10 protein-coding genes are annotated in these 11,917 nt (G+C 61.6%); 3 read left to right on the top strand and 7 right to left on the bottom strand.

Features of this window, described 5'->3' with window-relative positions; genetic code table 11:
* Nucleotides 1–63 precede the first annotated feature (63 nt).
* The 3 genes from LRO94_RS18095 to LRO94_RS18085 all read left to right on the top strand — a co-directional run bounded on the left by LRO94_RS18095 (nt 64) and on the right by LRO94_RS18085 (nt 4,511).
* Nucleotides 64–1,542: a DASS family sodium-coupled anion symporter gene (locus tag LRO94_RS18095; protein WP_032889954.1), complete on the top strand. Its 1,479-nt coding sequence runs from the start codon at nt 64–66 to the stop codon at nt 1,540–1,542.
* Nucleotides 1,543–1,722: 180 nt separating this feature from the next.
* On the top strand, nt 1,723–3,369 hold the full coding sequence (locus tag LRO94_RS18090) for an MFS transporter (protein ID WP_032889953.1): 1,647 nt from the start codon (nt 1,723–1,725) through the stop codon (nt 3,367–3,369).
* Nucleotides 3,366–4,511: an HlyD family secretion protein gene (locus LRO94_RS18085; protein WP_032889950.1), complete on the top strand. Its 1,146-nt coding sequence runs from the start codon at nt 3,366–3,368 to the stop codon at nt 4,509–4,511. The genes LRO94_RS18090 and LRO94_RS18085 overlap by 4 nt, the downstream gene beginning before the upstream one ends.
* 190 nt (nt 4,512–4,701) lie before the next feature.
* Here the strand turns inward: LRO94_RS18085 and LRO94_RS18080 are convergent, their stop codons facing one another.
* The 7 genes from LRO94_RS18080 to LRO94_RS18050 all read right to left on the bottom strand — a co-directional run bounded on the left by LRO94_RS18080 (nt 4,702) and on the right by LRO94_RS18050 (nt 11,700).
* On the bottom strand, nt 4,702–5,592 hold the full coding sequence (locus LRO94_RS18080) for an aldose 1-epimerase (protein WP_179178750.1): 891 nt from the start codon (nt 5,590–5,592) through the stop codon (nt 4,702–4,704).
* On the bottom strand, nt 5,592–6,872 hold the full coding sequence (locus LRO94_RS18075; RefSeq protein WP_032889946.1) for a TRAP transporter large permease: 1,281 nt from the start codon (nt 6,870–6,872) through the stop codon (nt 5,592–5,594). The genes LRO94_RS18080 and LRO94_RS18075 overlap by 1 nt, the downstream gene beginning before the upstream one ends.
* Nucleotide 6,873: 1 nt before the next feature.
* On the bottom strand, nt 6,874–7,401 hold the full coding sequence (locus LRO94_RS18070; protein ID WP_032889944.1) for a TRAP transporter small permease: 528 nt from the start codon (nt 7,399–7,401) through the stop codon (nt 6,874–6,876).
* Between the two features lie 63 nt (nt 7,402–7,464).
* Nucleotides 7,465–8,427 (bottom strand): TRAP transporter substrate-binding protein, encoded by a 963-nt coding sequence (locus LRO94_RS18065; RefSeq protein ID WP_032889942.1) that lies wholly within the window; start codon nt 8,425–8,427, stop codon nt 7,465–7,467.
* Between the two features lie 56 nt (nt 8,428–8,483).
* Nucleotides 8,484–9,359: an SMP-30/gluconolactonase/LRE family protein gene (locus LRO94_RS18060; protein WP_179178751.1), complete on the bottom strand. Its 876-nt coding sequence runs from the start codon at nt 9,357–9,359 to the stop codon at nt 8,484–8,486.
* 30 nt (nt 9,360–9,389) lie between these two features.
* Nucleotides 9,390–10,214 (bottom strand): NAD-dependent epimerase/dehydratase family protein, encoded by an 825-nt coding sequence (locus tag LRO94_RS18055; protein ID WP_179178752.1) that lies wholly within the window; start codon nt 10,212–10,214, stop codon nt 9,390–9,392.
* 223 nt (nt 10,215–10,437) lie between these two features.
* Nucleotides 10,438–11,700: an OprD family porin gene (locus LRO94_RS18050; protein WP_032889938.1), complete on the bottom strand. Its 1,263-nt coding sequence runs from the start codon at nt 11,698–11,700 to the stop codon at nt 10,438–10,440.
* Nucleotides 11,701–11,917 lie beyond the last annotated feature (217 nt).

The following is an 11,917-nucleotide window of genomic DNA, read 5'->3' as shown; positions in this document are numbered from 1 at the left end:
AACACCCGTTGCGGCGCTTTGCCCCATGCTGCCTGCCTGATTTAGAGCACGACGGAGCCCGCCATGAACGCCCCCGCAACAACCGCAGCATCCTTCAAGTTGCCCCTGGGCCTGGTGATCGGCGTACTGGCGATGGTCGGCGTGCTGCTGTTGCCGCTGCCCGCCGATCTGCCGGTGGCCGGGCAGCGCATGCTGGCGATCCTCGCGTTTGCCGTGGTGGTGTGGATCACCGAGGCGGTGTCCTATGAAGCCAGCGCGATCATGATTACCTCGCTCATGGCATTTTTGCTGGGCACGGCGCCGTCGCTGCAAGACCCCGCCCATCTGATCGGCTCCAGCCCGGCCATCAGCATGGCGCTCACCGGCTTTTCCAACCCGGCACTGGCCTTGGTGGCGGGCGCGTTGTTCATTGCGGCGGCCATGACCCACACCGGCCTCGACCGGCGCATCGCCCTCGTGACCCTGACCCGCGTCGGCACCAGCACCCGCGGCATTCTGCTGGGGGCGATTGCGGTGACCATCCTGCTCAGCCTCGTGGTGCCCAGTGCCACCGCGCGCAGTGCCTGTGTGGTGCCGATCATGATGGGCGTGGTTGCCGCGTTTGGCGTGGACAAGCGCTCCAATATTGCCGCCGGCCTGATGATCGTGGTGGCCCAGGGCACCAGCATCTGGAACGTCGGCATCCAGACCGCCGCCGCGCAAAACCTGCTGACCGTGGGCTTTATGGACAAGATGCTCGGCCAGCGCGTGTCGTGGATCGACTGGCTGATCGCCGGCGCGCCGTGGGCGGTGATCATGTCGGCGGTGTTGCTGTTCCTTGTGATCAAGCTGCTGCCGCCGGAAACCGACAGCATTCCCGGTGGTAAAGAGGCCGTGGCCCAGTCCCTGGTGGACATCGGCCCGATGACCGGCCCGCAGAAGCGCTTGCTCACCGTGTCGGTGCTGTTGCTGTTGGCGTGGGCGACGGAAGGGCGCCTGCACCCTTTCGACACCACCTCGACCACCTACGCCGGGCTGGTCTTCCTGCTGTTGCCGGGGATTGGGGTAATGACCTGGAAGGATGTGCAGTCGCGTATTCCGTGGGGCACGGTGATTGTATTCGGCGTGGGCATCAGCCTCGGCACCGCGTTGCTGACGACCCAAGCCGGGCAGTGGCTGGGCTCCCAGGTGGTGGCGCACACCGGGTTGGATCAGGTCGGGCCGTTGGGGGTGTTTGCGATTTTGGGAGCGTTTTTGATTGTGATCCACCTGGGCTTTGCCAGCGCCACGGCGCTGACCTCGGCGCTGTTGCCGATCCTGATTGCGGTGTTGCAGACCTTGCCCGGGGAGTTCAACCGGTTGGGGATGACCATGCTGCTGGGGTTTGTGATGAGCTACGGGTTCATCCTGCCGATTAATGCGCCGCAGAATATGGTGTGCCTGGGGACTGGGACGTTTACGGCGCGGCAGTTCGCCAAGGTGGGGATTCTGGTGACGGTGATCGGGTATGGGCTGATGTTGGTGTTTGCGGCGACTTACTGGAGTTGGTTGGGTTGGATCTGATCGGGAAGGCGGTTCTGGATGGGCATGCAATCCAAAGAGAGCAAGCCCCCTCCGACTTTTGACCGTACCCGCTCCAGGCATCAATTCCATGCCCAAGATGGCAAGATGAACCCCGCTCAGGTTTACTACTCTGAGTAATGGTTTTACCGACCTCACCCGTCGGGTCATCTAGGTCATCGAATGGATAAATACACCCCCCACACCTGGGAACCCCACGAGCGCCCGAGCCTGCCCGGTTCGCCGTCGACGCCGTGGCACCCTACGCACAAGCGTTGGCTGTATGCGCTGGTCGGTGTGCTGGTCGCGATCACTGGCGGCCTGGGAAATGCCCTGGTCATCGCCAACCTGCAATACCTGCAAGGCGCCCTCGGCGCGACCACAGCGGAAATGGCCTGGCTGCCCGCCGCCTATGTGATGACCAACGTGTGCATGAACCTGCTGCTGGTGAAGTTCCGCCAGCAGTTCGGCCTGCGCGTGTTCACCGAGGTGTTCCTGGTGCTGTACGCGCTGGTGACCTTCGGCCACTTGTTCGTTAACGATCTCAGTTCGGCCATCGCGGTGCGGGCGGCCCATGGGATGGTGGGCGCGGCCCTGAGTTCGTTGGGCTTGTACTACATGATCCAGGCGTTCCCCGCCAAGTGGCGACTCAAAGCCCTGGTGCTGGGTTTGGGCACGGCGCAGTTGGCGTTGCCGCTGGCGCGGTTGTTCTCCGAAGATTTGCTGCAAATCGCCGAGTGGCGCGGTTTGTACCTGTTTGAATTGGGGATGGCGCTGATCTGCCTGGGGTGTGTGTTCTTGCTCAAGTTGCCGCCGGGTGACCGCTTCAAGACCTTTGAGAAACTCGACTTCCTGACCTTCGGCATCCTCGCCACCGGCGTGGCGTTGCTCTGTGCGGTGCTGTCCCTGGGGCGCATCGACTGGTGGCTGGAAGCCCCGTGGATCGGTATCGCGTCAGCCTGTTCCCTGGTGTTGATCATGGCCGGCCTGGCCATTGAGCATAACCGCGCCAACCCGATGTTGATGACCCGTTGGCTGGGCAGCGGCACCATGATTCGCCTGGCACTGGCGGTGATCCTGATTCGCATGGTGCTGTCGGAGCAGTCCACCGGTGCGGTCGGGTTCATGCAGATGTTGAACATGAGCTACCAGCAGATGCATACGCTGTACGTGGTGATGCTGGCCGGCGCAATCAGCGGGCTGGCGGTCAGTGCGCTGACGATCAACCCGGCTCATCTGCTGATGCCGCTGGTGATCTCCCTGGCGCTGATGGCCACGGGTTCGGTGATGGACAGTTTCTCCAGCAACCTGACCCGGCCCGAAAACCTGTATATCAGCCAGTTCCTGTTGGGCTTTGGCGGCACTTTTTTCCTGGGACCGACCATGGTGTTGGGCACCAAGAACGTGCTGACGAACCCGCGCAATCTGGTGAGTTTTTCGGTGATGTTCGGCATTTGCCAGAACCTCGGCGGCCTGATTGGAGCTGCGTTGCTGGGAACGTTCCAGGTCGTGCGGGAGAAGTTTCATTCCAGCATGATCGTCGAACACTTGACCTTGCTCGACCCGCGTGTGGCCGCGCGGGTGAGCAGCGGTGGCTCGGCCTATGGCGGTGTCATTGCCGACCCCGAGCTGCGCAACCTGATGGGTATCCGCAGCTTGGCCACGGCGGCCACCCGTGAAGCGAATGTCATGGCTTACAACGATGTGTTCATGCTGATTGCGATCATCGCGATCCTGACCATGCTCTGGATATTTATTCGCAGTCTGTGGCTGATGAGTACCACCCAAGCAGCAGCCCCTCCCGTTCAACCCAGCGGCGCACCTTCATGACCGAACCTTCGACAACCACCACCACCGCCATTGCATCCACCCCGGAAGGCACCATGCCGCCCGGCGCCACGGTCACCGAGCCGCGCTCATTGCGCGTGCGCATCCTTTCGTCCATGGGCTTCGCCGCGATTGCCATCGTCGGGGTACTGATCGTGCTGTATGCCTGGCAACTGCCGCCGTTCAGCAGTGCGGTGGAAACCACTGAAAACGCCCTGGTACGTGGCCAAGTGACGATTATTGGCCCGCAGCTCAGCGGCTATGTGTTCGAGGTGCCAGTGCAGGACTTCCAGTACGTCAAGGCCGGTGACTTGTTGGTGCGCCTTGATGATCGCATCTACAAGCAGCGCCTGGACCAAGCCTTGGCGCAACTGGCGGTGCAGAAGGCCTCGCTGGCCAATGTTGTGCAGCAGCGCAACAGCGCCGAAGCGACCATCAAGTTACGCCAGGCTGCGCTGGTAGACAGCCAGGCACAGGCGCGTAAAAGCACTGCGGATTTGCGTCGTAACGAGGAGCTGATCAGCGACGGTTCGGTGTCCAAGCGCGAGCTGGACGTGACCCGTGCTGCCAATGCGCAGACGGTCGCCGCCGTCGCCCAAGCCCAGGCCAGCCTGGAAATCGCGCGGCAGGATTTGCAGACGGTGATCGTCAATCGCGGCTCCCTGGAAGCGGCGGTGGCGAGTGCCGATGCGGCGGTGGAATTGGCGCGGATCGATCTGTCCAACACCCGCATCACCGCACCCCGCGACGGTCAGTTGGGGCAGATTGGCGTGCGCCTCGGTGCCTACGTCAACTCTGGCGCGCAGCTGATGGCACTGGTGCCGAAGCAGCTGTGGGTGATTGCCAATATGAAAGAAACCCAAATGGACAATGTGCAGGTCGGCCAGCCGGTGACCTTTACCGTGGATGCGCTGAACCACCGCAAGTTTCATGGCACGGTGCAGCATATTTCGCCGGCCACCGGCTCGGAGTTCAGCCTGTTGCAGGCGGACAACGCGACGGGCAACTTTGTGAAGATTGCCCAGCGCGTGCCGGTAAGGATTACGGTGGACCCGGATCAGGCTGAGAGCGAACGGTTGCGGCCGGGGTTGTCGGTTGTCGTGAGTATCGATACGGCTGGGCGTCTGAAAAACTCTCCACCCTGACATCACTGACAAAACCTAAATCAAAACTGTGGGAGGGGCTTGCCCCTGATAGCTATAGGTATTTACACAACTTTATAGCAGTCAACGGTAATCACGATGCGAAGCGAGCCGCCGTAAGGGCGGAACCCATAGCGGCCGTTGGCTGAATAATGGATATGTACTCGGTCTGTTCCAGCATCCTGTTCGGCTGTCAGGCCGCTATCGGGGGCAAGCCCCCTCCCACATTTTGAATGTATTTCAGGGTGAAGTTGAGTTGGACCGACTGATTGTGTTCCAGCAGTTTCAGGCCCGGCCGTCCCGCCAGGTGATGAGCATTCACCGGATGACTCACCGGCTCGATGCAAAAGAACCCCTGCCCCGGCGGGCAGTACAGCAGGAAGTAATCGGCCCCGCTGGCCTGGCATTCCAGCGCATAGCCCAGGTCCGGCTGTTCGATCCGGCAATACCCGTCCCACTGGCAAAAGCCGTTGTCCACCAAGCCTTGGGGCAGGGCATTCATTTCCTGGAAATCCCACTCGTCCGGCACCGGTGCCAAGCCGGTCGGCAGCTTGGACGCGTCACTCATCCACACCTGCGCGGCCTTGGCCTGCAACCGGGTACCCGGCCGACGCGGAAAGTACGGATGCAAGCCCACGCCATGCCACGCCGCTGTTTCGGCCAGATGGGTCACGCGCAGTTCGATACGCAAGGCCCCATCGCTCAAGTGAATCCGCTGCTCGGCGCGATAGGCAAAAGGCGTCTCGCAGACCACCTCCAGCACCACTTCATCTGCCGACTGGCTGACCACCTGCCACGCTTGTTGCCAGGCCGAACCGTGAATCGGCAGCGGATCGGTCAGGCTGTTAGGCGTGAGCACCAGCCAACCGTCGGGGTTATCGAAACCGCCGTGGGCAATGCGGTTGGACCAGGGCACCAACGGATAGCACCCCAGCTTGCCCGGCAAACCGGTATGGATCGCCTGCTCATCGTTATGGCGCAGCAACGGCTGCCCGGTGGCGCGCACCGTCCAGTTGACGATGCTGCCGCCCACGGCCGGATTCAAGGTGAGGTGGGTCAGGTTATCTTCAAGTTCAATCAGCATTACAGCACCACGCTCGGCAGCCACAGCGACAATGCTGGAATGTACGTCACTGCTATCAGCACCAGGAACAGCACGGCATAAAACGGCACCAGCGCCTTTACGGTTTTCTCGATGGTGGTTTTGCCCACCGCTGCGCCGACAAACAGCACCGCGCCCACCGGCGGGGTGATCAGACCAATGCCGAGGTTCACCAGCATGATCATGCCGAAGTGCACCGGGTCGACGCCGATACCCAACACCACCGGCAACAGGATCGGCGTGAGGATCAGGATCAGCGGCGCCATGTCCATCACCGTGCCGAGCAACAGCAGCATGGCGTTGATGCACATCAGGATCACGTAGCGGTTGTCCGACAGCGTTAGGAACAGCGTGGTGATCTTCGCCGGGATCTGCATCAGGGTCATGATGTAGCCGAAGCTGGCGGCGAAGGCGATCAGGATCATCACGATGGAAATCGTGCGCACCGTGCGGTGCATCAGCTTGGGCAGCTCGCGCCACTTGTAGTCGCGGTAGATGAACATGGTCACGAAGAACGCCCACAGCACTGCAATCGCGGCAGACTCAGTGGCAGTGAAGATGCCCGAGAGGATGCCGCCGAGGATGATCACCATGGCCATCAGGCCCCAGAGCGCATCGGCGGCAATCTTCAGCGCCTGCTTCAGGGGGATGACTTCGCCTTTGGGGTAGTTGCGTTTCTTCGCGAAGATCAGGCACAGCACCATCAGGCACGCGCTCATCAGCAGGCCCGGCACCACGCCGGCCATGAACAGCGAAGCGATGGACACAGTGCCGCCAGCCGCCAGGGAGTAGAGCACCGAGTTGTGGCTGGGTGGCGTGAGCAAGGCCTGCACCGAGCCGCTGACGGTCACCGCCGTGGCAAATTCCCGTGGATAGCCACGGCGCTCCATTTCTGGAATCAGCACCGAGCCCACCGAAGCGGTGTCCGCCACCGACGAGCCGGAGATCGCGCCGAAAAACGTCGAGGCCATGATGTTCACCAGGGACAGCCCGCCGCGCACAAAGCCCACCAGCACCCCGGCAAACGCCACCAGCCGCCGCGACATGCCGCCCTCGGCCATGATCGCCCCAGCCAGCACAAAGAACGGTATCGCCATCAGCGAAAACTTGTTCACCCCGCCGGCCACCTGAATCATCAGGGCCTGGAACGGGATATCGATCCACCACGCGCCGATCAGCGCCGACAGCCCCAGGGCATAGGCCACCGGCATGCCGATCAGGATCAGGGCGATAAAGCTGCCCAGCAGAATCAATGCGTCCATATCAGGCAGCCCCTTCGTTTTCTTCTACCAGGTCGAAGCGCACCACGCGCCGGTTGCTCTGGTCGCCCAGCAGCAGTTTTTCCAGCACGAAAATCAGCGTCAGCACGCCCCCGATGGGGATCGGCATATAGGTGATACCCACGCGCAGGGTGGGGATGGCGCTCATGAACTGGTTCCAGGTGGACAGGCACAACTTGGTGCCCCAGATCGCCATGAACAGACAGATTGTCGCCATCAGCAGTTGCGAGAAAATGCCGACGATTCGGCGTTGGGCAGGTGGCAGGCGGTCCGTGACCATGGCCACCGACATGTGCGCCCCGGCACGATAACTGGCGGCTGCGCCGATAAAGGTGAACACGAGCATCAGCAGGATAGCGGTGGGCTCCGGCCAGCTGGAACCGGTGCCGAGGATGTAGCGGGCAAAGATGCCCCAGGGAATGATCAGTGCGACCCCGAGGACCGAGAGACCGGCGACCCAGATGCAGGTCATGTAGATACGGTCGTTGATGCGCAGCAGTAGATTCTTCATGGCGTTCACCGTCACCGGGCGCGTCGATGCCGACCGCGCCAGGCCTTGTCAGGGAATGGGGCGTTACTGAACGGCGTCGATACGCTTGATGATGTCGGCGTAAGGCGCGCCGTACTTGGCTCGCACCGCGGCGGTGGCGTCGTAGAAGGGTTTTTTGTCGACGGTGATGAACTCGACCCCGGCCTTCTTGAGTTTTTCCTCACTGCTGGCGGACTTGGCGTCCCACAGCACGCGCTCATCGGCCTGGGCGACCTTGGCGGCTTTTTTCACCATGTCCTGCTGGGCGGGAGTGAGTTTGTTCCAGGTGATTTTCGACATCACGATGGGCTCAGGCAGGATCAGGTGTTCGGTGAGGGTGTAGTACTTGGCGTTCTGGAAGTGGTTGTGTTCCAGCAGGGTGGGCGGGTTGTTCTCCGCGCCGTCGATGACACCGGTCTGCAAGGCACTGAAGATCTCGCCGGTGTCCATGGCGATGCCGTTGGCGCCCATGGCGTTGAAGGCGTCGATGAACAGCGGGTTGCCCTGCACGCGGATCTTCATGCCCTTGAGGTCTTCGATCTTGCGCACCGGTTTCTTGGTGTAAAGGTTGCGCGTGCCGCCGTCCATCCAGGCCAGGGCCACGAGGCCGAACTCGGAGTCGGTGATCTTGGCGAGGATTTCATCGCCGATCTCGCCGTCGATGACCTTGCGCATATGCGCCTGGTCGCGGAACACGAACGGCAGGTTGAAGACGTTCACGTCCGGCACCACCGGCCCGACGATGCCGAGGCTGACGCGGGTCATCTGCACGGCGCCCACTTGGGCCTGTTCGACCACTTCTTTCTCGGAGCCCAGCACGCCGCCCGGGAAGTACTTGAACGTGAGTTCGCCGTTGCTTTCCTTGGTCAGCGCCTTGCCCATGTTTTCTTCGGCGACCACGGTGGGGTAGCCAGCGGGGTGGATGTCGGCGAATTTGATTTCCAGCGCGTGAGCGGCGCTGCTGAGGGTGAACACTGCGGCGGCGAGCAAGGTGCGTTTGAAGTCCATTGGGGGTCACTCCTGTCTTGTTATTTTATTGTTGTATTCAAGGCACAGCGATGCAGCTAGAGGGTGAAGGTGGGCTCCGGCAATCCGGTGACGCCGGGGTTGAGCGCAAACACGCCGCCGGCGATGGACTGGTCGCTCTGGTCATCACGGATCGAGGTGACGAAGAGGGTGTCCAGCCGACTGCCGCCGAAGGCGCACATGGTGGGTTTTTTCACCGGCACGCTCAGGGAGCGATCCAGGCGACCGTCGGGGGTGAAGCGGTGGACCAAACCGGCGTCGTTGGCGCAGATCCAGTAGCAGCCTTCGGCGTCAACCGCGGCGCCGTCGGGTCGACCCAGGAAATGGTTCATGTCGACAAACACGCGGCGATTGGACGGCGTGCCGGTCTCGATGTCGTAGTCGAAGGCCCAGATCTGCTGCACCAGCGGGTGGGAATCGGAGGCGTACATCGTGCGGCCATCGGGGCTGAAGGCCAGGCCATTCAGGGTGATGAACCCGTCAAGTTGGGCGTGGGGCGCTGAACCGGACGCATAACGGTAGAGGATGCCTTGCGCCGCATTGGCGCTCATGTTGAGCACCATGCTGCCGGCCCAGAAACGGCCCTGGCGATCACAGCGGCCATCGTTCATGCGCATGTCCGGGCGTGGGTGTTTGACACTGGCCAGAGGGGTGGTGTCGAGGCTGTCGTCGTTGTGTGCGGTGAGTTGGAAAAAGCCGGTTTCCATGCCTGCGACCCAATTGCCCGCATTGGTGCGGGCGATGCAGGCGAGCATCTGCGGGGCTTTCCAGGCGGCGACATGGCCGTTGCCGGCGCTCCAGCGCTGCAGGCCGCCGTTGGGAATATCCACCCAGTACAGCGCGTTTTCCTCAGGCACCCATACCGGGCATTCGCCCACGGCATTGCGGGCGTCGACGATCAATTCAGCAGTCATGGCAACTCATTCCCTTGGGTTGATGTGAACTCAGTCACCGAACGGTCCGGCTGCGCAGAATGCGCCACCCTGATAGACCTTGGCCGGGTCATCGGCTGCCACTGGCGGCTGGGCTTCGACCTGGGCGCGGAACACTTCGGACGTGTCTTTGGGCACAAAACCCAGGTGTGCGGCGTGGCGGTTGTCCCACCAGGTGTCGAGGTTATCCGACATGCCGTAGACCACGGTGTGGCCGACGTTCGGCGTGTACAACGCGCGTTCGAGCAGTTGAGTGAGGTCGTCGAAACTCAGCCAGGTGTGCATCATCCGACGGTTCTGCGGTTCCGGGAACGAGGAGCCGATACGGATGCTCACGGTCTCGATGCCGTAGCGGTCGAAGTAGAAGCTGGCCATGTCTTCGCCATAGGACTTGGACAGGCCGTAGTAGCTGTCGGGCCGGCGTGGGGAATGGGCGTCGATGGTTTCGGTCTGCTTGTAGAAGCCGATCACATGGTTGGAGCTGGCGAAGATCACGCGCTTCACGCCATGGCGGCGGGCGGCTTCGTAGATATGGAATGTGCCGCTGATATTGGCACCGAGGATTTCTTCAAACGGACGCTCCACCGAGACACCGCCAAAGTGCAGGATGGCGTCGACGCCTTCCACCAAGTGGTGCACGGCTTGTTTGTCGGCGAGGTCGCACGGTTGGACTTCCTCCGATGCATCGGCAGCCGGGGCCATGGCGGCGATGTCGGACAGACGCAGTACCTGGGCGTAAGGGCGCAGGCGCTCGCGCAGGACTTTACCGAGGCCACCGGCGGCACCGGTGAGCAGCAGGCGGTTGAAGGGAGCGGGAGCGGGGGTGGTCGTGGTCATGGGGATTCCAAATTTTTGTTGTAGGTTGTCGTATGACTATGCCGAAGTATTGTTAGGGAGCCCCCAGGTTGTCAACGTTCTTGCGGACAGAGTGCGGAGCAAAATGTGGGAGAGGGCTTGCCCTCAATGAGGGCGTGCCAGTGAATGCATCTGCTACTGACCCACCGCCATCGGGAGCAAGCCCTCTCCCACAGGGGATTTTCTTGGGCTGGGAGACTGAGCTCTACAGCAGGGAGATTGGATAGCTGATAAAGATCCGGTTTTCGTCGAATTCGTTGGTGCTGAAATCCCGACGCATGGTCGAGTTCCGCCACTTAACGTTCAGGTTCTTCAACGCACCGCTCTGCACGGTGTAGGCCAGCTCCGACTCACGCCCCCACTCCTTGCCATCAGTGATCGCCCCGGTGTGCACGTTGCTGCCGCTGATGTAGCGGTTCATCAGGGTCAGCCCCGGTACGCCGAGCACCACGAAGTTGAAGTCATGTCGCACCTGCCAGGATTTTTCCTTGGCGTTGTCATAGCTGGCGTTGTAACTGTCGTTGGCCAGGGTGCCGCCGCTGGTGCCGTTGACGCGCATCCACACGCTGTCGCCGGTGAGTTTTTGCAGGCCCACATAGAAGGTGTTGCCGCCGTATTTGGCCGAGAGCAGGGCGAAGGTGGTCTTGTTGTCCAGGTCGCCGGCCAGGGCGCTGCCGTCTTCCTTGCCGCTGAAGAAACCGAGGTTGGCGCCCAACGTCCAGTCGCCTACCGGCTGGCTGTGGGTGAGGTTGACGTAGCGCTGCTGGTAAATGTCGCTCAGTTCGGCGTACCACAGGCCGACCTGGGTGCGCTTGTCATTGAAGCTGTATTCGCCGCCGCCGAAGTTGAACCGGTCGGAGGTGAATGCCGCTTTGCCGTTCATGAACATGTCTTCCATGCTCGCGTCGTTGCGCGGGCTGTTGCCACGGAACTGGCCGCCGTAAAGGGTCAGGCCGGCGATCTCGTTGGACGTCACCTGGCCGCCGCGAAAGGTCTGGGGCAGGGAGCGACCATCGTCGGAACGCAGGATCGGCAGCACCGGCATCCATTCGCCGACCTTCAGTTCGGTCTTCGACAGTCGGGTTTTCAGCGCCACACCCAGGCGTCCGAAGTTGTCGGCGGGGCGGCCGTCATCGTGGATTGGCAGCAATTGGGTACCGCCAGTGCCTTTGCCGCCATCCAGTTTCTGGGAATACAGGCCCAACACATCAAGGCCGAAACCCACCGTGCCCTGGGTGAAGCCCGACTTGGCATCGAGAATGAAACTCTGCGTCCACTCTTCGGCCTTGCCCTGGGCGTTTGCCGGGTTGGTGAAGTTGCGGTTGAAGTAGGCGTTGCGCAGGTTGAGCGTGGCTTTGGCGTCGTCGACAAAACCTTCGGCGTGGGTGATGAGGGGCAGGGTGAAGGCCAGGCCGCCGAGACCGATAAGGCCGATACACGACGAGGAATTACGGGCGAATTGACTCACAGTGACGCTCCCTTTGATTTGTTGTTTTTATTATTTGTTATACGTCGTCGTACAACATTAGGGCGGATATTTGCGGGGTTTTCGTGGAGTGTCAAGCAGAAGTTATACGATGACTAAGTGAAGGCGTTAACAGTCAATGTGGGAGGGGCGGTGCGACGATTCGACGTGCCCCCGATAGCAGTGGGTCAGTCACAGATGATGTCGCTGATACACCGCC

The sequence above is a fragment of the Pseudomonas sivasensis genome (assembly GCF_021391435.1).
GTDB classification, from domain to species: domain Bacteria; phylum Pseudomonadota; class Gammaproteobacteria; order Pseudomonadales; family Pseudomonadaceae; genus Aquipseudomonas; species Aquipseudomonas sivasensis.
The sequence above is the reverse complement of the archived record's forward strand: the minus strand, read 5'-3'. Positions and strand labels throughout refer to the sequence as shown.

Bases quoted from the DNA above. Each gene is read 5' to 3' on its own strand.
- LRO94_RS18085 (WP_032889950.1), top strand. From the start codon at position 3,366: ATGACCGAACCTTCGACAACCACCACCACCGCCATTGCATCCACCCCG.
- LRO94_RS18075 (WP_032889946.1), bottom strand. From the start codon at position 6,872: ATGGACGCATTGATTCTGCTGGGCAGCTTTATCGCCCTGATCCTGATC.
- LRO94_RS18095 (WP_032889954.1), top strand. From the start codon at position 64: ATGAACGCCCCCGCAACAACCGCAGCATCCTTCAAGTTGCCCCTGGGC.
- LRO94_RS18055 (WP_179178752.1), bottom strand. From the start codon at position 10,214: ATGACCACGACCACCCCCGCTCCCGCTCCCTTCAACCGCCTGCTGCTC.
- LRO94_RS18065 (WP_032889942.1), bottom strand. From the start codon at position 8,427: ATGGACTTCAAACGCACCTTGCTCGCCGCCGCAGTGTTCACCCTCAGC.
- LRO94_RS18090 (WP_032889953.1), top strand. From the start codon at position 1,723: ATGGATAAATACACCCCCCACACCTGGGAACCCCACGAGCGCCCGAGC.
- LRO94_RS18070 (WP_032889944.1), bottom strand. From the start codon at position 7,401: ATGAAGAATCTACTGCTGCGCATCAACGACCGTATCTACATGACCTGC.
- LRO94_RS18060 (WP_179178751.1), bottom strand. From the start codon at position 9,359: ATGACTGCTGAATTGATCGTCGACGCCCGCAATGCCGTGGGCGAATGC.
- LRO94_RS18080 (WP_179178750.1), bottom strand. From the start codon at position 5,592: ATGCTGATTGAACTTGAAGATAACCTGACCCACCTCACCTTGAATCCG.